We start from the raw sequence: 17,760 nt of genomic DNA on the forward strand, positions 1-17,760 counted from the left end.
CACCTGGCAGGATGGTGGGGTGAGCGAACTCGACGCGGTGCTGTTCGACTTCTCCGGGACCCTGTTCCGATTGGAGGAAGACGAGAAGTGGTTCGAGGGGATGACGCTCGACACCGACGAGAGCCGCGAAGTCGACGGGCACGTGCAAGCCGAGCTGATGCGCCGCCTGACCGCACCTACCGGCCGTTCGGTTTCGATGACGCCCGAGGCGCTGCAGGCGTGGATGCATCGCGACCTCGCGCCGCACCTGCACCGCGAGGCCTATTTGCATGTGCTTCGCGAATCCGGTCTGGCACGTCATCACGCGGAAGCGTTGTACAGCAAGGCCATCGACCCCGACTGCTGGACGCCGTACCCCGACACCGCGACAGTGCTCGCCGGCCTGCGAAGTCGCGGGGTCAAGACTGCCGTGGTGTCCAACATCGCGTTCGATCTGCGGCCGGCGTTCGACGGTGTCGGCGCGGTTGACGAGTTCGTGCTGTCGTTCGAGGTGGGCGCCGTCAAGCCGGACCCGGCGATCTTCCAGGCGGCGCTCGATCGGCTCGGTGTGCCGGCCGACCGTGCGCTGATGGTCGGCGACAGCGACGAAGCCGACGGCGGCGCCCGCGCGCTCGGCTGCGCGTTCGCACTCGTCGACCCGCTGCCGACTCGGGACCGCAAGGACGGCCTGGTCGCGGCGCTGTGGGCACACGGTATCCGGCTGTAGCTTCGAGACCATGGCAGAGCGGATCCGGCCGCCGTGGTGGCTCAAATATGTGAACAAGGCGATGATCGCTCTCAATAAAACCGGTCTGCTCAAGGAGGGGCCGGTGGTGCTGACGGTGACGGGCCGCAAGTCCGGCCAGCCCAGGTCGACTCCCATCACACCGTTCGAAGTCGACGGACGTCGCTACGTCGTCGGGGGGTTGCCGGGCTCGGACTGGGTCCGCAACGCCCAGGCCAACCCCGACGCCGTCCTCGTGCGCGGCAAGACCCGCGAACGGGTGCGAATGGTCGAGCTGCCCGTCGACGAGGCGCGCCCGCTGCTGCGCCAGTTCCCGATCCTGGTTCCGACCGGCGTGGGCTTCATGAAGAACGCCGGGCTGGTGACCGGCCCCAACCCCGACGAGTTCGAGTCACTGGCCGGCCGCTGCCCCGTGTTCCGCTTCGATACTGTTTGAGCCGTGTCCGCCTCCGGGAGTAATCCGTTCGACGCCAGCCTGTGGGAGCCGGTCGCCGGCTTCGACGACCTCACCGACATCACCTACCACCGCGCCCTCGACCAGCCGACCGTTCGGGTCGCATTCGACCGGCCCGAGGTGCGCAACGCGTTCCGCCCGCACACCGTCGACGAGCTGTACCGCGTGATCGACCACGCCCGGATGTCGTCGGACGTCGGAGTGGTGCTGCTGACCGGGAACGGTCCGTCACCCAAGGACGGCGGGTGGGCGTTCTGCTCCGGCGGCGACCAGCGCATCCGCGGCCGCAGCGGCTACCAGTACGCCTCGGGTGAGACCGCCGAGAGCGTCGACCCGGCACGCGCGGGCAGACTGCACATCCTCGAGGTGCAACGGCTGATCCGCTTCATGCCCAAGCCCGTCATCTGCCTCGTCAACGGGTGGGCCGCCGGCGGTGGGCACTCGCTGCACGTGGTGTGCGATCTGACGCTGGCCTCACGCGAGCATGCCCGCTTCAAGCAGACCGACGCCGATGTCGGCTCGTTCGACGGCGGCTACGGGTCGGCGTACCTCGCCCGGCAGGCCGGGCAGAAGTTCGCCCGCGAGATCTTCTTCCTCGGCCGTCCCTACACCGCCGAGCAGATGCACGCGATGGGTGCCGTCAACGAGGTCGTCGATCATGCTGACCTGGAAACCGTTGCGCTGCAATGGGCTTCGGAGATAAACGGTAAGTCGCCGCAGGCCATCCGGATGCTGAAGTACGCCTTCAATCTGCTCGACGACGGCCTGGTGGGCCAGCAGCTGTTCGCCGGCGAAGCGACGCGGCTGGCCTACATGACCGACGAGGCGGTCGAGGGACGCGACGCCTTCCTGGAGAAGCGCGACCCCGACTGGTCACCGTTCCCGCGCTACTTCTAGCAAGCGCCGAAACTGCATTCCATGCGCTTGAAATTGCCCGTAGGCCGCGCGGAATGCAGTTTCGGCGATACCTAGACTCGCTAGGCGTGAGTAGTAGGAATCCGCTGCGGCGACTGGCCGAGCAAGTCGTGCTGACCAGCATGCGACCGCCGATCCTCCCGGAGCTTCTGAATCGCCCCAACCGCGCGACCTTCGAACTCAAAGGCAAGCGTGTACTGCTCACCGGCGCCTCGTCTGGCATCGGCGAGGCCGCCGCCGAGAAGCTGGCCCGCCGCGGCGCCGTCGTCGTCGCGGTAGCGCGTCGCCAGGAGCTTCTCGACGAACTCGTCACCCGCATCACCGACGCCGGCGGTCAGGCACGCGCGCACGCCTGCGATCTGTCCGACCTCGACGCCGTCGACGAGCTCGTCGCCACCGTCGACAAGGAGCTCGGCGGCATCGACATCCTGGTGAACAACGCCGGGCGCTCGATCCGTCGGCCGCTGGAAGAGTCCCTCGACCGCTGGCACGATGTCGAACGCACCATGGTGCTGAACTACTACGGCCCGCTGCGACTGATCCGCGGCCTCGCCCCCGGCATGCTCGAGCGCGGCGACGGGCACATCATCAACGTCTCGACCTGGGGCGTGAAGACCGAAAGCCCACCGCTGTTCGGCGTCTACAACGCCTCGAAGGCGGCGCTGTCATCGATCAGCCGGATCATCGAAACCGAATGGGCAGACCGCGGTGTGAATTCGACCGCGCTGTACTACCCCTTGGTCAAGACACCCATGATCGCGCCCACGCGGGCCTACGACGGCCTGCCCGGACTTTCGGCCGACGAGGCCGCAGGCTGGATCATCACCGCCGCGCGACACCGGCCCGTCAGCATCGCGCCGCGCATCGCGGTCACCGCACACGCGGTCAACAGCATCGCACCCGCCGCCGTCGACCTCATCATGAAACGCCAGCGTATGCAGCCCAAGGACTGAAAAGCGTTGTTCTGCAACCTTGCCGACGTCGTGCGCCGACACGGCCGCGAGCGGCCGGACGCACCAGCGCTGATCGTCGGTGATGCGACGATCAGCTACCGGGAACTCGACGACCGATCCAACCGTGCGGCACAGGCATTCGCGAGCGTCGGGGTGGGAGTCGGCGACAGGGTCGCGTTCGTCGAACGCAACAGCATCGAATTCTTCGATGTCGCCTTCGCTTTGGCCAAACTCGGCGCGGTCGGTGTGCCGGTCAACTGGCGGCTGGCCGCACCCGAGATGGGCCACGTCATCACCGACTCCGGGGCGTCGGTAGTGGTGGTCGGGCAAGAGTTCGTCGGACACCTCGAAACGATCGAGCACGAGCTGGACGCGACCATCGTCGTCATCGGAAACCACTCCCGCTGGCCGGAATTCGATCGCTGGGTCGCCGGGCACCCCGCCGTGGACCCCGGTGTCGTCACCGGCCCCGACGATCTGGTGATGCTGATGTACACCTCGGGAACCACCGGACTGCCCAAAGGTGTCATGCTCGGCAACACCAACTTTCTCTGCAAGACCGCCGGTGTAGCCGGGCCCTGGAAGTTCGACGCGGACTCGGTCAGCCTCGCGGTGATGCCGCTGTTCCACATGGCCGGCTTCGGATGGGCGCTAGCCGGCCTCTGGGAGGGCGCGACGACCGTGGTGCTGCGCGAGGTCGACCCGCAGGCGATCCTCGAAGCGATCCGCCGACGCGGCATCACCAACATGCTGCTCGTACCCGCGGTCATCCAATCCCTGCTCGACACAACCGGTCTCGTCGACGTCGACTTCTCAGGGCTGCGGGTGATCGTCTACGGAGCATCCCCGATCAGCGACGACGTCCTGGTCCGGGGGATGCGACGGTTCGGTGGGATCTTCGCTCAGGTCTACGGAATGACCGAGACGACGGGCTCGATCACCCAACTCGACGGGGCCGACCACGTGCCGGAACTGCTGCGGTCATGCGGAAAGCCCTACCCGTGGGTGCGGATTCGCATCGTCGACGGCAGCGGTGTCGACGGCAGCGGTGCCGACGCGCCGCCCGGCACCGTCGGCGAAGTATGGACCAAGTCGGACCAGAACATGCTCGGATACTGGAACAATCCGGACGCGACAGCAGCCACCCTCACCGAGGACGGCTGGCTCAAGACCGGGGACGCCGGATACCTCGACGCCGAGGGCTACCTCTACCTGCACGACCGGCTCAAGGACATGATCGTCTCCGGCGGGGAAAACGTGTACCCCGCCGAAGTCGAGAACGTCCTGATGACCCATCCGGACGTCGCCGACGTGGCCGTCATCGGGGTGCCCGACCGTCGATGGGGCGAGGCGGTGAAGGCGGTCATCGTCGCGGTTCGCGGCACCGAGCCCACCGAGGCCGCCCTGATCTCATACGCGCGGAATCGGCTCGCCGGCTTCAAGCTCCCCAAATCCGTCGACTTCGTCGACGCGCTGCCGCGAAACCCGAGTGGCAAGATCCTTAAACGCGCACTGCGCGAACCGCACTGGGAAGGTAGGGACCGCCCTATCGGCTGAAGGGCGTGGTAGACACATCACCCATGGAGATCCTGGCGAGCCGGGTGCTGTTCCGTCCGAAGGACTATGAGCGGTCGGTCGCGTTCTATCGCGACGGCATCGGGCTCGCCATCGCCAGGGAATACAGCGGCGGCACCGTGTTCTACGCCGGTCAGTCGCTGGTCGAGATCGCCGGCCACGGCGGCCCGGCCGACGGAGCGCCGCCGTTCCCCGGGGCGCTGTGGCTGCAGGTGCGCGACCTCGCTGCGGCCCAGGACGAGCTGCGGGGCCGCGGCGTCGAGGTCGCGCGCGAGGCGCGTCGCGAGCCGTGGGGCCTGCACGAGATGCACGTTCTCGATCCCGACGGCGTCACGCTGATCTTCGTCCAGGTGCCCGAAGATCACCCGCTGCGCCGGGACACCCGCGGCTAGCGGGACGACGATCAAGCGGCGAGGCACGAGCCGCGTTGAGGAGTCCCGCCGTATGGCTAGTTTGCGGGCGCCGCCAGCGGCCAGCCCACCGACGCCAGGCGTGCCGCGACCTGGTGCATCTCTTCGGGATTGGGCTCTTTGTCGGTGACCAGGTGGATCGCGGCGCGGATCTCCTCGGGCGTCACGCTGTCGGAGTTGTTGCCCTTCAGCACGAGCTGCGCGACCTTGACGACCTCGTCCTCGGTGAGCGTGCGGGACAGCAGTGCCAGCAGCGCGAAGTAGTCCGTCTGCGGAACGCCGTGCGGGTAGCCCTGGTGCAGCCAGCCCAGGATTTTGTCGAAGGCGTTCGGGGCGTCGTTCTCAGCCATGTGCGCGTCGCTCACTTCTTGGGGAGGAACGGAAACAGGTCGATGCCGAAGTGGTGGATGATCGTCGCCCGCGTGATCCACAGGACCGCGGTGAGGATCACCCATCCGACGAACACGAAGAGCGCCACGCCCAGGAATTTGGCCGCGGGGTTCGGGGCGACCGCCGCGCCATCGGTCCCGTCGCCGCCCGCGCCGCGCGAGTACGCGACCAGACCGAGCGCGAAGACCGCCGGCAGACCGGCGCCGAGCAGCAGGCCGATGCCGAGCACCTTGAGGATGCTCTCCAGGTACACCATGTGAGTTCCTTCGGTCAGACCGTGGCGGACGGCTTGGGGGCAGCTTCGCGCATTTCGGCGGGCACCACGGAGTTGGTTGAGGCGTCCCAGTCGGCGTTGACGTTGTTGTGGTCGACCTTCTGCTGCTGGGCGCGCCACCACATGTAGCCGGAGAGGCCGACGAGGACCAGGAAGATCAGACCGTCACCGGCCAGTGCCGTGCCCGTCACCGCTTCCACGCCATGTGACAGCCAGTACGAGAGTGCACCGACCAGACCGGCAGCCGGCAGCGTGATCAGCCAGGCGACGGCCATCCGGCCCGCGACCGCCCAGCGCACCTCGGCACCCGGCTTGCCGACACCGCTGCCGAGGATCGAGCCGGTCGCGACGTGCGTGGTCGACAGCGCCATGCCGGCGGCGCTGGAACTGAGAATGATTGCCGCCGAGGATGCTTCGGCAGCGAAGCCCTGGGGTGACTCGATCTCGACGAGACCCTTGCCCAGGGTGCGGATGACCCGCCAGCCACCGAGGTAGGTACCGAGACCGATGGCCACGGCGCAGCTGAAGATGATCCAGAACGGCAGCCCCTGCTCCTTCACGTCCCCGGTCAGGTGGCCGGTGGTGATGAGCGCGAGCGCGATGACACCCATCGTCTTCTGGGCGTCGTTGGTGCCGTGGGACAGCGCGACCAGGGACGCGGTCGCGATCTGACCCCAGCGGAAGCCTTCCCGCCGACGCTTCTCGGCGACCCTCTTGGTGATGGCGTAGACCATCCAGGTGCCGCAGGCGGCGACCAGGCACGCGATGACCGGCGCGGCGACGGCCGGGATGAGCACCTTCTGGGTGACGCCGGACCAGTTGACGCCCGAGGTGCCCAGTGCCGCCAGACCAGCACCGATCAGACCACCGAAGAGGGCGTGCGACGAGCTGGAAGGGATGCCGAAAAGCCACGTCAGCAGATTCCACAGGATGCCGCCGATGAGGCCCGCGAAGATGATCGTCAGCCCCATCGAGGCGTCGATGCCGGGCAGAAGGTCACCGGACTTGCTGTCCTGCACCTTGAGCACCGAGGTCGTCACCGTGACGGCGACCTCGACGGAGAGAAAGGCCCCGACGAGGTTCAGGACGCCCGCCAACAGAACCGCCGTCTTGGGCTTGAGGGCGCCCGTGGCGATCGACGTCGCCATCGCGTTCCCGGTGTCGTGGAACCCGTTGGTGAAGTCGAAAGCCAGCGCTGTGGCAATCAACAGCACCAGAATGATCAGCTCTGCGCTCATAGCGTTGATTGTGGGGCCTGGCTAACTGAATCGCCGACTTATCGCGAGTTTCGACATCGGTCGCGACGTGCCGTTTCTCCTGATCAGACGTTGTTATTCATAGAATGTTCATCGGCGGCGGGTCGAGAGTTAGCCAACACCAGTTCACAGGAAGTTCCCAGTGAATCGCGCGATTAAGATCAACGGTTCGGGGCAGTCGACGCCTCCGTGGGGAGTGAGCGCGTGACGAAGTTTCTCGCAAGGATCGTGAACTGGATCGTCGCCGGATATCCGGAGGGCGTGCCGGGACCCGATCGCGTCCCGCTCCTGGCGCTACTGCGCCGCCGTCTCACCGACGAGGAAGTCAAGGCTGTGGTCGCCGAGCTGCGAGCCCGCTCGGAACTCCCCGGATCCCCCGACGTCGACACCGCCGACATCGGGGTGCTCATCACCGAGATCACCGATGAGCTTCCCTCGATCGAGGACATCGAGCGCGTTCGGTTACGGCTGGCCGCGCAAGGCTGGCCCCTGGACGATCCGGATGACGCGGAGGACGCGCAATAGCCCTCCTGCGCGCCGTCGGCTTCGGTTCGGGCGCAACAGCACTGGCGGACCTTCGGGTGGTCACCGAGGTCCTCGACGGCCGCGCCAGCGTGCTCCCGGTGCCGGCCGAGAACCCCGATCACGCCGCCGCGTTGTCCACTGCTCTGCGCGCCGGTGAGGAGATCGCCGACGGAGTCGGCGCCGTGCTGTCGACCTCGGGGACGACAGGCACCCCGAAAGGCGCTCAGTTGACCCCCGCGGCCCTGCTCGCCAGTGCCGAGGCGACCCACGAGCGGCTCGGCGGGCCCGGACACTGGCTGCTGGCGCTGCCCGCCTATCACGTGGCGGGCTTCCAGGTTCTGGTCCGCAGCGTCGTCGCGGGGACGACGCCCGCCGCTGTGGCCGCGTCCTTCGATCCCGCGGATCTCGTCTCCGCGATCGAGGGGATGGGCGGGGATCGTCGCTACGCGTCGCTGGTGGCGGTCCAGATCGACAAGGCGTTGAAGGACTCCCGCGCTGCGGCGGCGCTGGCGGAGTTGGACGCCGTGCTGATCGGCGGCGGTCCGATGCCCGCGGGTGTCGCCGAAAAGGCCTCGGCAGCCGGGATCTCCGTGGTCAGAACGTACGGGATGAGCGAGACCGCCGGCGGCTGCGTGTACGACGGCGTCCCGCTGCGCGGCGTCGAAGTCGCGGTGGACGACGACGGACGGATCTCGCTGGGCGGCCCGACCGTCGCTGCCGGATACCGCAACCCCGTTACGCCCGACCCATTCCGCGATCCGGGCTGGTTTCGCACCGACGACGTCGGCGTTGTCGACGACGCCGGAGTGCTGCGCGTCGTCGGACGGGCAGACGATGCCATCAGCACCGGGGGTCTCACCGTGATGCCCGGGGTTGTCGAAGCAGCGCTGGCCACCCATCCCGCCGTCGCCGAATGCGCCGTCTTCGGGGTGCCCGACGACCGACTCGGACAGCGGGTGGCCGCCGCCGTCGTCGTGCACACGGGATCGTCAACGACGTTGGCGGAGTTGCGTTCCCACGTCGCCGAGACGCTGCCGTCCACGGCTGCGCCGCGCGAAGTGCACTTCGTCGGCGAACTCCCCCGCCACGGCATCGGCAAGGTGGACCGACGGACGCTGGTGCGGTTGTTCGGCTCCTGAGGTGGCCGCCCGCGGCGAGTGGCGGGGGCTCATGATGGGGTCATGAGCCGTGAAGTGACCTCCGTGGACGAATTGCGCGCGATCGTCGGGCATCCGAATGCCTTCGTCGCGAACAAGGTGCGCGACCATCTGTCGCCGATCGAGCAGCACTGGCTGTCGCATTCACCGCTCGGATTCGTCGCGACGATGGATGCCGACGGCCGGATGGACGTGTCGCCGAAGGGCGATCCGCCGGGGTTCGTGCACATCATCGACGAGGGGACCATCGCTATCCCCGAACGTCCCGGCAATAAGCGCGTCGACGGCTACGTCAACGTGCTTCAACGCCCGCGCGTCGGCACGCTGTTCGTCATCCCCGGACGGGGCGACACCCTCCGGATCAACGGCAGCGCCCGCGTGATGGCCGACGCCGACTACTTCGACGCCATGGCCGTGCAGGGTAAGCGCCCCATCCTCGCGCTGGAGATCGCGATCGAGGAGGTGTTCTTTCACTGCGCGAAGGCGTTTCTGCGGTCCGACGCGTGGAAGCCGGAGGCCTGGAACCCGACGGCGGTGCCGAGCGTGGCGCAACTGGTCAAGTTGATGGACGCCGACGCCGACATCGACGAGCTGCGTAAGCACCTCGATGAAGACAACATGCGCAAGATCCTCTATTGATCCTTACGACTATCTGACGGCTGGCGGCGACTTCCCGCAGCTCACGCCCGGCGAGCGCGCGGTTTTGCACGCCCTGACACGGAGTGTCGGCGTGCAGACACGCGCGCTCGCGCAGAATCGGGGGATGCGTAAGGAGGCGGGTGCGGTCGCGGTGGCCGTTGTGCTCGTCGTCGCGGCCTTCGTCGTCCCGCACCTGCATCTGGAGACGGTCACCCCGCTGCTCAATGCGACCCCGGAACGCTTCCGCGACTTCGCCGCGACGTCGCCGATCTTCGGCTGGTGGAACACCCACGTCGGCCCCGGCACCATCCCGGCCATCGCGATCGCCGCCGCGGCCGTGCTGTGGGGCCCCACGATCGCGCAACGCCTGCCGTGGCGGTGGCTGCCGTGGACGGCATGGGCAGTGTCGTGTGCGTGGGCGTTCAGCCTCGCGATGATCGACGGCTGGCAGCGTGGTTTCGCAGGGCGCCTGACAGCCAAGCACGAATACCTGCTCGAGGTGCCGACCGTCACCGACATCCCGGTGATGCTGCGCACCTTCGCGAGCCGGATCCTCGACTTCCAGCCCGACTCCTGGATCACCCACGTCTCGGGACATCCGCCGGGCGCCCTGCTGACCTATGTGTGGCTCGATCGCATCGGCCTGGCCGGCGGCGCGTGGGCGGGACTGCTCTCGCTGCTCGCCGGTTCGAGCATCGCGGCCGCGGTCGTCGTCACGGTGCGCGCGCTGGCCGACGAAGACACCGCGCGCAAAGCCGCCGTGTTCGCCGCCGTCGCTCCGACGGCGATCTGGATCGCCGTCTCCGCGGACGGGTACTTCGCGGGTGTGGCGGCCTGGGGCATCGCACTGCTGGCGCTGGCCGTCACCGGGACGATCCGGCTGCCGCTGCTGGCAGCGGCAGGCGCCGGTCTGCTCCTGGGGTGGGGCATCTTCCTCAATTACGGCCTGGGGTTGATGGCGCTGCCCGCCGTCGCCGTGCTGCTCAGTGCCAGGTCATGGCGTGCCGCGGTGCGCGTCCTGGTCCCGGCCGTCGTGGTGGCCGCAGCGGTGGCCGCCGTGTTCTTCGCGGCCGGATTCTGGTGGTACGACGGCTATCTGCTGGTCCAGGAGCGGTACTGGCAGGGCATCGCGATGGAGCGACCGTTCCAATACTGGGGCTGGGCGAACTTCGCCGCGACGGTGTGTGCCATCGGACTCGGCAGCGTCGCCGGGCTGGGCAGGGCCTTCGACATCGCTGCGGTCAAGCGGCGCTCCGGGCTGCACCTGCTGGTGTTCGGGGCGCTGCTGGCGATTGTGTTCGCCGATCTGTCGCGGCTGAGCAAGGCCGAAACCGAACGCATCTGGCTACCGTTCACCGTTTGGCTGGTCGCGGCGGCGGCGTTGCTTCCCTGGCGATCACTGCGGTGGTGGTTGGCGCTCAACGTGATCGGCGCCCTCGCGATCAACCACTTCATTCTGACGAACTGGTAGCAATCGCGCCGCCACCACACCGAGAGCCACGCCGACGCGGGCGGTCACCGCCGTCCCGCGTGGCGAGGCGCTGCTCACGCGAGCAGGCTCGCGACCACTCGCCTGCCGATGCGATGCACGTCCGACAGGACGAGGCCGACGTCAGCGGCCAGCTCAGGCACCGAGTCGATGCCGACGACCGCCCAGCGAAACCACGGGCCGATCGTGTTCGACGACTCCAGCCGCACCCAGCTGACGTCGATACCTTTTGTCTCCGAATCGAATTCAGCCAGGCAGCGGCCGCCCTGACGCAGCAGCTCGGCAGCCCGCTGCAAAATTCGACGGGGATCCCCACCGAGTCCGACGTTGCCATCGGCGAGCAGCACCGTCTGCCAGCGACCCATCGCCGGAAGTTCGGCGAACACATCGCGGCGCAGCGCGGGCGCCCCGCTGTTGCGCGCCAATTCGACCGCGGTCTCGGACAGGTCGACACCGAGTGCGGGAACCCCCCTGTTCACCAGGTGAGCCACCAAACGTCCCGGCCCACAACCCAGGTCGATGGTCGGCCCGTCACACATGTCGACCAACGCTTCGTCGAATTCGGTGTCGGCACCGATTCCCCCCAGCCAGCTGTTGACCGGCAGTCGGCTGACGCGTCCGTCGTCCCGCCGCACCCAACATCGCTCGCCGTCCAGCGCACGGTCGTACAACTTCCCGAACATCAGTCCTCCCCTGTCGAAACATCGGCGGTGACATGCCAGAACCGGGATTGGGGCGCACAAGCCCGTCGAACCCCGCGGATGTCGGCGATCGTGTCCACGTCGGCGAGTTCGTCCAGGAGAGCCACCCGGCTGTGGGTGTGCCGCAACGCCTCAAGCGTTACAGCACCGGTGTCTGGTTCCGACATCGGCACGCTGCGCAGGCAGTCAGCCTGGGCTGCATCCCGTACACCGAGCACCCACCAGCCACCGTCGAGCGCCATGCCCAACGCAGCGTCGTGGTCGGAGAGCGCGTCTGCGCACCGGGTCAGCTGTTCGGTGTCGACCTGGGGAGTATCCATCCCGATCTGGACGATCGGGAGCCCACCCGTCGCCGCGGCGGCATCCAGATGCGCGTTGGCGAGCCGATCGGCGAAGCCGTCGCCACGCTGCGGCAGCACCGTGAAAGCATCCAGGCGCGAACGGATCTCGTCAGCACATGCGGCGGAATCGAGGTTGCCGGTCATCGCGACGACGCGCGCCGCAGCCGGTGTCCGCGCCACCACGTCGAGCGTGTCCAGCAACGCCGCCGCGGCGATTTCGGCGGCCTTGTCGTCACCCAGGGTGGCGGCAAGGCGGGTCTTCGCGAGCCCGGGCACCGGGGCCTTGGCGACGACCAGCAGGCACACCTGCGTCACGAGATCGCTCGCCAGAAGTCCCACGCGGCGATCGCACTGCCGCGCACCGAACCGCTGACCTTCGACGTTCCCCCGGTGCGGGGTCCATAGTCGACATCTCGCTCAGTGACCGACCAGCCGGCCTGTGCGGCCCGCACGAGAAGCTCCAGGGGGTAGCCGGAGCGCCGGTCCACCACACCGAGCGCAAGAAGTGCGTCGCGGCGGGCCACCCGCATCGGCGCGATGTCGTGGACCTGCAGACCGTGTCGCTGCCTGAGCCGCCAGGACACCGCGGCCGTCCCGAGCCGGGCATGCCATGGCCACTTCAGCCCAGGCGTCGGGCGGCGGCGCCCTATTGCCATGTCGGCGCCCGCCTCGACGTCAGCCACCAACGCGGGAAGGTCGCGCGGATCCAGTGAGCCGTCGCCGTCGAGGACGGCCACGATGGGCGTCGTCGCGGCGACCACGCCGGCATGCACGGCCGCACCGTATCCGGGTGTCTTCTCGGCAACCACCGTCGCACCGTGACTGCGCGCGACCTCGGCGGTGCCGTCGGTGCTGTTGTTGTCAACCACCAAAGCCCTGTACCCGTGCGGAATTGCGGTAAGCACGCCAGGCAGCGAGGCGGCCTCGTCGAGGCACGGAAGTACCACCGTCACGTCGGGCATACGACCACGCTAGGCGGGGTGGCCAGGCCAGATGTCAGGCAAGCCTGACAAAACGGTGACATCGACGCTGGTAGTGGGTTTGCCGCGCTAACCTCGATCCGGTGACCAGAGTCCTCATCGCCGATGACGACGACGTCGTTCGCGACGTCGTCCGTCGCTACCTGGAACGCGACGGGCTCGACGTGTCCACCGCACACGACGGCTCTGAGGCCCTACGGCTTCTGCGTTCCCAGCGCATCGACGTGGCCGTCCTCGATGTGATGATGCCGGGCCCCGACGGCATGGCTCTGTGCCGGAGCCTGCGCCAAGGTGGCGACTACTCGGTGCCGGTGATCCTGCTGACGGCCCTGGGCGAGGAGGATGATCGCATCGCAGGCCTGGAGGCGGGCGCCGACGACTACCTGACGAAACCGTTCAGCCCCCGCGAGCTGGCGCTGCGCGTCAAGTCGGTGCTGCGCCGATCGCCGGCCGCCACCGGGGTGCTTCCCGTCGACATCACCTCCGGGGATCTGAAGATCGCGACGGCGTCGCGCTCGGTCACCGTCGGGGGCAAACCGGTCAGTCTCACCAATCGCGAGTTCGATCTCCTGCTCTTCTTCCTCACCCACGCCGACACCGTCTTCACTCGGGAAGACCTGCTCAAGCAGGTGTGGCACTGGGATTTCGGGGATCTGTCGACAGTGACGGTGCATGTGAAGCGGCTGCGCTCAAAGCTCGGTGATCGCCATCGCGTGCAAACCGTGTGGGGCCGGGGTTACATGTGGTCGGCCGAAGGTTCAGCGGCGGGGCTGCCGGATGCCGACGCCTGACTTCTGGGAAATCGTCGGCTGGGCGCTGGCCTGCTCGGTACCCGTGGTGCTGGCCGGTGCAGCCGTGGTCCGGCTGGCCAGATCGTGGTCGCTCGCGGCGAGCATGGTCGCGCTGGTGCTGATTCCGGTACTGGCGACGCTGGCCGGAGTTCTGGGTGCGAGCGGATTCATGATCACCCAGACGTTCGAGAAGACCGGCGTCGTGCTGGTGATCGTCTCGATCGTCGCCATCCCCGCAGCGGTCATGCTCGGCCGCTATCAAGCGCGACGCACGGTGTGGGAGGCCGAGATTCGCGACTCGGAGCGGGCCGCCGAGCAGTCGCGGCGCCAACTCGTCGCGTTCGTCAGCCACGATCTGCGGACCCCGCTGGCCGGGATCCGCGCGGTATCGGAGGCGATCGCCGACGGCGTCGTTCCTGACGAGGAAGTGCGCGTGCACGCCAAACACATCGAACACGAGTCGATCCGGCTTTCGGAGATGGTGGACGACCTCTTCGAGATGTCGAAGATCAATGCCGGAGCGCTGACCCCGTCGTTCGACAAAGTGGCCCTCGACGAGGTCGTCGACGATGTGCTTGCCGCGCACCGGATCGCCGCCGAGCGTGCCGGAGTGCGGCTCGCGGCGAATCTGCCCGAGCAACCGGTGCGGGTGGTCGGCAGCGACCGCGCGCTGGTGCGGGTGCTGTCGAACCTGGTGGCCAACGCGATCGCCCATACGCCGACCGGTGGCAGCGTGGAGCTAGCGCTGGGCGCCGATGAGAACAGCGCCTGGGCCCGCGTCGACGACACCGGCGTCGGCATCGACGAGGCCGACCTACCGCGGGTGTTCGACGTCGCCTACCGCGGTTCCAACAGCCGTATCCCGCGGGCGGATTCGTCGCTGCCCAGCGGGTCAGGACTCGGGCTGGCCATCGCGGCCGGGCTGGTGCAGGCCCACCGTGGCACGCTGTCGGCGCACAACCTGCCGACGGGCGCGCGCTTCGAGGTTCGCCTGCCGCTGGCCGCCGACTGAGTTTCCGCGGAATAGCATTCCTGGTCGTGATCTGGCTCGGAAGTACTGCCAGGAATGCTATTCCGTGGTGGGTCAGCCGGGCAGTGAGTTGCTCAGGCGCTCCGCGGCCGCCACGTAATCCTCGATGAACTCGCGCACCACCTCACGGGCAGGCTTGACCTTGTTCATCAGGCCGACACCCTGCCCGACGAAATACGTCGCCAGCGCCTGAGCGCCGTCGTGGCCCTGCGAGGCCAGCACGTCGATGCGGCGGATCACCGGCTCGCACAGCATCGACTGCAGCGGCAGGCCCAGCGGCTGATGCCCGTGCTTGGCCGGCGCCCAGGCGTTCGTCCAGTCCGAGACCAGCTGCCGCGACGGCTTACCCGTGCGGCCGGCCGAACGCACAGTGTCGCGTGACGTCGCCGCCAGCATCTTGGCCACCGTGTGCGGTGCGGTCTCAGCCTCCTCGGTGGTCAGCCACACCGAGCCCGTCCACGCCCCCGCCGCGCCCATCGCGACCATGCCTGCCATCTGTCTGCCCGTCACGATGCCGCCCGCCGCGAGCACAGGCACGGCCGAACCTGCCTGCTCGATGGCTTCGATCACCTCCGGTACCACGACCAGCGTGCTGACCTCCCCGCAGTGCCCACCGGCCTCGGTGCCCTGCGCGACGATCAGGTCGACGCCTGCGGCCACCTGCTTCACAGCGTGCTCCTTGGCGCCGACCAGCGCCGCGACCGGGATGCCTCGCTCTTTGCCCGCCTCGATCATGTAATCCGGTGGCACACCGAGGGCATTGGCGATGAGCTTGACCGGGTGCGTCAGAGCAACGTCGAGCAGATCGCGGCCGGTGTCCCCCGACAGCGACGAGCCGCCCAGACGGCGGTTCGGCTCGGGTTCGATGTCGTGGGCGCGCAGCAGGTCGTCGACGAGGTCGCGGTACTGCTGCGGGATGCGCTCGGCCAGATCCGAGGTCGAAAGCTTCTCCCCCTTGCCTTCGAACTTGGCGGGCACGATCAGGTCGACACCGTAAGGCTTGCCCGCGACGGCCTCGTCGATCCAGGCCAGCTCCTGGTCCAGCTGGGACGGCGAGTAGGCGGTCGCGCCGAGGACGCCGAATCCACCGGCGTTGGTGACCGCGGCCACCACGTCACGGCAGTGGCTGAACGCGAAGAGCGGGAAGTCGATGCCGAACTGTGTACACAGCGCTGTGGACGTCATGCCTCACAGTATGGCTTGACGGGTGTCAAGAATTCTTGGGAACCCCACGTAGCGGCGCCGTCGCGAACTCACGCAGCCCATCGGCGGGCTTCACCGCAGCAGTGAAGCCCAGAACCTCCGCGGCCCTGGCCGGATCCGCCACGATGTGCCGGACGTCGCCGCTCCGGTACTGCCCGGTGACCTGCGGCGTGACGTCGCCACGGGTCTCACACAGCGACGAGGCGACATCGAGGATCGACACCGGCCTGCCCGAACACACGTTGAACGCCGAGAAGCCGTCCAGGCCCGCCTCGATCGACGCGACGTTGGCCGCGGCGATGTCGCCGACGTGGACGAAGTCACGCATCTGCCCGCCGTCTTCGAAAACCTTTGGCGCCTCTCCTTTTTCGAGAGAGGACCGGAAGATCGCGGCGACACCGGAGTAGGGCGTGTCGCGGGGCATTCCCGGCCCGTAGACGTTGTGATAGCGCAGCGCGACAACAGAACCGCCTGTCGACTCGGCCCAGGCCAGCGCGTAATGCTCCTGCGCGACCTTGCTGGCCGCGTACAGGCTGCGCGGCCTCAACGGCGCGTCCTCGCCGACGAGCGCCCAGTCCACGGATTCCCCGCCGATCGGGCATCGATGGTCGAACCGTCCGGCGTCCAGATCGGCGCGGGTGCGCGGCAGCGGCTCGACGTCGCCGTGTTCCGGACACACGAAGCGGCCTTGGCCGTACACCACCATCGACGACGCGAGGACCAACCGCCGGCAGCCCGCGGCGAACATCTCCGCGAGCAACACCGTCGTCCCGTAGTCGTTGTGCGATCCGTACGACGGTGCGTCGGCGGCGTTGACGCCGGCCCCCACCACGGCCGCCTGGTGGCAGACCACGTCGACGCCTGCGAGTAACTCGGCGACGGCGGCGGCGTCACGGATGTCGACGCGGCGCACGTCGCCCGGCAGCACCGCGTCGTCACCGTGCGCGGCGGGAAGCATCACGTCCACGGCGACGACATCGTGCCCGGCGTCGGCGAGCTGCGCGCGAATCCGGGTCCCGATGAAACCGGCTGCGCCGGTGAGCAATACCCTCATGGCAGATCGAAGGGCAGCTGCACCCCGTCGTGCGGGAGACAGTGCGTGCACGTTCGTTCTGCGGTGACGTTCTCGACGGCCTCATGGACGAGCTGCTTGAACGGCACCAGGTTTCGCTCGAACTCGGCGAATACGTCGACCGCCTTGACACCCTGGCCGGACTCGACGCCGGCATCCACATCGGTCACCAAAGCGATTGCCGCATAACACATCTCCAGCTCGCGAGCCAGCACAGACTCGGGATACCCGGTCATGTTGACCAATCGGAAACCCTGGGCGGCGAACCACTGGCTCTCCGCACGCGTCGAGAACCTGGGCCCCTGGATCACCACCATTGCGCCACCGTCGACGACGCCGGGCAGACCTGTGACCGCATCCCGCAGCGACGGGCAGTACGGGTCGGCGAACCCCACATGGATCCCGCCGGAGTCGAAGTAGGTGTCGGCGCGGCCCGTCGTGCGGTCCACCAGCTGATCGGGGACGACCATCGCGCCGGGACCCAACGCAGGGTCCAGGCTGCCGACCGCACACGGCCCGAAGATGCGCCGCACCCCGAGCGCGCGCAGCGCCCACATGTTCGCGCGGTATGGAACGGTGTGCGGCGAGAACTCGTGGTCGACACCATGGCGTGGGAGGAAGGCCACCTCGTGCTCGCCGACGGTGCCGACCGTGATCGCCGCACTGGGTGGGCCGTACGGGGTGTCGACGCTGACCGCGCGCGCATCAGGGCCGAAGAACGAGTAAAACCCGCTACCGCCGATGACGCCTAACACTCGAGAGCTCCGGTGCGCATCCCACCATTGTGCGCATGGGAGAACAGACGACCCGTGACAGACGTGTGACGTTCGGTCGTTGACGCGCCCCAGCCGCCGCTCCGGTGGGCACGCTGGCGGGCGATT

General features: G+C 68.1%; 21 protein-coding genes. 12 read left to right on the forward strand and 9 right to left on the reverse strand.

The genetic code is table 11. From position 1 onward, the window contains the following. Positions 1–19: 19 nt before the first annotated feature. The 6 genes from AWC12_RS08535 to AWC12_RS08560 are packed head-to-tail and all read left to right on the forward strand — an operon-like array spanning position 20 to position 5,013. Positions 20–706, forward strand: coding sequence for an HAD family hydrolase (locus tag AWC12_RS08535; RefSeq protein WP_024447577.1), 687 nt, complete (start codon positions 20–22; stop codon positions 704–706). Between the two features lie 10 nt (positions 707–716). Next, positions 717–1,160: a nitroreductase family deazaflavin-dependent oxidoreductase gene (locus AWC12_RS08540; protein ID WP_085173597.1), complete on the forward strand. Its 444-nt coding sequence runs from the start codon at positions 717–719 to the stop codon at positions 1,158–1,160. A 3-nt stretch (positions 1,161–1,163) separates the two neighbouring features. Then, on the forward strand, positions 1,164–2,075 hold the full coding sequence (locus tag AWC12_RS08545) for a 1,4-dihydroxy-2-naphthoyl-CoA synthase (RefSeq protein ID WP_024447575.1): 912 nt from the start codon (positions 1,164–1,166) through the stop codon (positions 2,073–2,075). Positions 2,076–2,128: 53 nt separating this feature from the next. Next, positions 2,129–3,046, forward strand: a complete 918-nt coding sequence (locus AWC12_RS08550; protein WP_085173598.1) for an SDR family oxidoreductase — start codon at positions 2,129–2,131, stop codon at positions 3,044–3,046. A 6-nt stretch (positions 3,047–3,052) separates the two neighbouring features. Then, positions 3,053–4,603 carry a long-chain-fatty-acid--CoA ligase gene (locus AWC12_RS08555; RefSeq protein WP_085173600.1) on the forward strand — a complete coding sequence of 517 codons (1,551 nt, stop codon included), beginning with the start codon at positions 3,053–3,055 and terminating at the stop codon, positions 4,601–4,603. A gap of 23 nt (positions 4,604–4,626) precedes the next feature. Continuing rightward, complete coding sequence (locus AWC12_RS08560) at positions 4,627–5,013, forward strand: VOC family protein (protein WP_024447572.1); 387 nt, start codon at positions 4,627–4,629, stop codon at positions 5,011–5,013. 56 nt (positions 5,014–5,069) lie between these two features. Here AWC12_RS08560 and AWC12_RS08565 read toward each other — a convergent pair whose 3' ends face one another. Genes AWC12_RS08565 through AWC12_RS08575 form a run of 3 tightly spaced genes read right to left on the reverse strand, consistent with a single transcriptional unit; the run spans position 5,070 to position 6,933 of the window. Next, on the reverse strand, positions 5,070–5,381 hold the full coding sequence (locus tag AWC12_RS08565) for a DUF3349 domain-containing protein (RefSeq protein WP_085173839.1): 312 nt from the start codon (positions 5,379–5,381) through the stop codon (positions 5,070–5,072). 11 nt (positions 5,382–5,392) lie between these two features. After that, on the reverse strand, positions 5,393–5,677 hold the full coding sequence (locus tag AWC12_RS08570) for a hypothetical protein (RefSeq protein ID WP_024447570.1): 285 nt from the start codon (positions 5,675–5,677) through the stop codon (positions 5,393–5,395). Positions 5,678–5,691: 14 nt separating this feature from the next. Continuing rightward, the gene (locus tag AWC12_RS08575) at positions 5,692–6,933 is read right to left on the reverse strand and encodes an inorganic phosphate transporter (RefSeq protein ID WP_024447569.1); all 1,242 of its coding nucleotides are present in this window, start codon (positions 6,931–6,933) and stop codon (positions 5,692–5,694) included. A gap of 222 nt (positions 6,934–7,155) precedes the next feature. Here AWC12_RS08575 and AWC12_RS08580 point away from each other — a divergent pair, with 222 nt between their 5' ends. The 4 genes from AWC12_RS08580 to AWC12_RS08595 all read left to right on the forward strand — a co-directional run bounded on the left by AWC12_RS08580 (position 7,156) and on the right by AWC12_RS08595 (position 10,743). Next, positions 7,156–7,476 carry a DUF3349 domain-containing protein gene (locus AWC12_RS08580; RefSeq protein WP_085173602.1) on the forward strand — a complete coding sequence of 107 codons (321 nt, stop codon included), beginning with the start codon at positions 7,156–7,158 and terminating at the stop codon, positions 7,474–7,476. A gap of 56 nt (positions 7,477–7,532) precedes the next feature. Further along, entirely contained in the window at positions 7,533–8,615 is a 1,083-nt protein-coding gene (gene menE / locus AWC12_RS08585; RefSeq protein ID WP_085173604.1) for an o-succinylbenzoate--CoA ligase, read from the forward strand. Between the two features lie 42 nt (positions 8,616–8,657). Continuing rightward, complete coding sequence (locus AWC12_RS08590; protein ID WP_085173606.1) at positions 8,658–9,272, forward strand: pyridoxamine 5'-phosphate oxidase family protein; 615 nt, start codon at positions 8,658–8,660, stop codon at positions 9,270–9,272. Positions 9,273–9,396: 124 nt separating this feature from the next. Continuing rightward, entirely contained in the window at positions 9,397–10,743 is a 1,347-nt protein-coding gene (locus tag AWC12_RS08595; RefSeq protein ID WP_085173608.1) for a hypothetical protein, read from the forward strand. Positions 10,744–10,817: 74 nt separating this feature from the next. On the opposite strand, the gene AWC12_RS08600 is transcribed toward AWC12_RS08595, so the two are convergent. Genes AWC12_RS08600 through AWC12_RS08610 form a run of 3 tightly spaced genes read right to left on the reverse strand, consistent with a single transcriptional unit; the run spans position 10,818 to position 12,765 of the window. Then, positions 10,818–11,444, reverse strand: coding sequence for a methyltransferase domain-containing protein (locus tag AWC12_RS08600; RefSeq protein ID WP_085173610.1), 627 nt, complete (start codon positions 11,442–11,444; stop codon positions 10,818–10,820). Beyond that, on the reverse strand, positions 11,444–12,142 hold the full coding sequence (locus tag AWC12_RS08605; RefSeq protein ID WP_234813890.1) for a TIGR04282 family arsenosugar biosynthesis glycosyltransferase: 699 nt from the start codon (positions 12,140–12,142) through the stop codon (positions 11,444–11,446). The genes AWC12_RS08600 and AWC12_RS08605 overlap by 1 nt, the downstream gene beginning before the upstream one ends. Then, entirely contained in the window at positions 12,115–12,765 is a 651-nt protein-coding gene (locus AWC12_RS08610) for a glycosyltransferase family 2 protein (protein ID WP_024447562.1), read from the reverse strand. Before AWC12_RS08610 ends, AWC12_RS08605 begins: the two co-directional genes overlap by 28 nt. A gap of 101 nt (positions 12,766–12,866) precedes the next feature. Between AWC12_RS08610 and AWC12_RS08615 the strand changes: the two genes are divergently transcribed. Together AWC12_RS08615 and AWC12_RS08620 are read left to right on the forward strand one after the other, a co-directional pair. Then, positions 12,867–13,574, forward strand: a complete 708-nt coding sequence (locus AWC12_RS08615; RefSeq protein WP_024447561.1) for a response regulator transcription factor — start codon at positions 12,867–12,869, stop codon at positions 13,572–13,574. After that, entirely contained in the window at positions 13,561–14,586 is a 1,026-nt protein-coding gene (locus tag AWC12_RS08620) for a sensor histidine kinase (RefSeq protein WP_024447560.1), read from the forward strand. The genes AWC12_RS08615 and AWC12_RS08620 overlap by 14 nt, the downstream gene beginning before the upstream one ends. 72 nt (positions 14,587–14,658) lie before the next feature. On the opposite strand, the gene AWC12_RS08625 is transcribed toward AWC12_RS08620, so the two are convergent. Genes AWC12_RS08625 through AWC12_RS08635 form a run of 3 tightly spaced genes read right to left on the reverse strand, consistent with a single transcriptional unit; the run spans position 14,659 to position 17,634 of the window. Next, a complete protein-coding gene (locus AWC12_RS08625) occupies positions 14,659–15,789 on the reverse strand; it encodes an NAD(P)H-dependent flavin oxidoreductase (protein ID WP_085173612.1) in 1,131 nt (376 codons plus the stop codon). A gap of 25 nt (positions 15,790–15,814) precedes the next feature. Beyond that, on the reverse strand, positions 15,815–16,861 hold the full coding sequence (locus tag AWC12_RS08630) for an NAD-dependent epimerase/dehydratase family protein (protein ID WP_085173614.1): 1,047 nt from the start codon (positions 16,859–16,861) through the stop codon (positions 15,815–15,817). After that, positions 16,858–17,634: an S-methyl-5'-thioadenosine phosphorylase gene (locus tag AWC12_RS08635; RefSeq protein ID WP_024447557.1), complete on the reverse strand. Its 777-nt coding sequence runs from the start codon at positions 17,632–17,634 to the stop codon at positions 16,858–16,860. The genes AWC12_RS08630 and AWC12_RS08635 overlap by 4 nt, the downstream gene beginning before the upstream one ends. Positions 17,635–17,760: the final 126 nt, after the last annotated feature.

It is taken from the genome of Mycolicibacterium iranicum (genome assembly GCF_002101705.1).
GTDB classification, from domain to species: domain Bacteria; phylum Actinomycetota; class Actinomycetes; order Mycobacteriales; family Mycobacteriaceae; genus Mycobacterium; species Mycobacterium iranicum.

Bases quoted from the DNA above. Each gene is read 5' to 3' on its own strand.
- AWC12_RS08540 (WP_085173597.1), top strand. From the start codon at position 717: ATGGCAGAGCGGATCCGGCCGCCGTGGTGGCTCAAATATGTGAACAAG.
- AWC12_RS08610 (WP_024447562.1), bottom strand. From the start codon at position 12,765: ATGCCCGACGTGACGGTGGTACTTCCGTGCCTCGACGAGGCCGCCTCG.
- AWC12_RS08600 (WP_085173610.1), bottom strand. From the start codon at position 11,444: ATGTTCGGGAAGTTGTACGACCGTGCGCTGGACGGCGAGCGATGTTGG.
- AWC12_RS08590 (WP_085173606.1), top strand. From the start codon at position 8,658: ATGAGCCGTGAAGTGACCTCCGTGGACGAATTGCGCGCGATCGTCGGG.
- AWC12_RS08630 (WP_085173614.1), bottom strand. From the start codon at position 16,861: ATGAGGGTATTGCTCACCGGCGCAGCCGGTTTCATCGGGACCCGGATT.
- AWC12_RS08620 (WP_024447560.1), top strand. From the start codon at position 13,561: ATGCCGACGCCTGACTTCTGGGAAATCGTCGGCTGGGCGCTGGCCTGC.
- AWC12_RS08560 (WP_024447572.1), top strand. From the start codon at position 4,627: ATGGAGATCCTGGCGAGCCGGGTGCTGTTCCGTCCGAAGGACTATGAG.
- AWC12_RS08550 (WP_085173598.1), top strand. From the start codon at position 2,129: ATGCAGTTTCGGCGATACCTAGACTCGCTAGGCGTGAGTAGTAGGAAT.
- AWC12_RS08595 (WP_085173608.1), top strand. From the start codon at position 9,397: ATGCGTAAGGAGGCGGGTGCGGTCGCGGTGGCCGTTGTGCTCGTCGTC.
- AWC12_RS08625 (WP_085173612.1), bottom strand. From the start codon at position 15,789: ATGACGTCCACAGCGCTGTGTACACAGTTCGGCATCGACTTCCCGCTC.
- AWC12_RS08570 (WP_024447570.1), bottom strand. From the start codon at position 5,677: ATGGTGTACCTGGAGAGCATCCTCAAGGTGCTCGGCATCGGCCTGCTG.
- AWC12_RS08565 (WP_085173839.1), bottom strand. From the start codon at position 5,381: ATGGCTGAGAACGACGCCCCGAACGCCTTCGACAAAATCCTGGGCTGG.
- AWC12_RS08575 (WP_024447569.1), bottom strand. From the start codon at position 6,933: ATGAGCGCAGAGCTGATCATTCTGGTGCTGTTGATTGCCACAGCGCTG.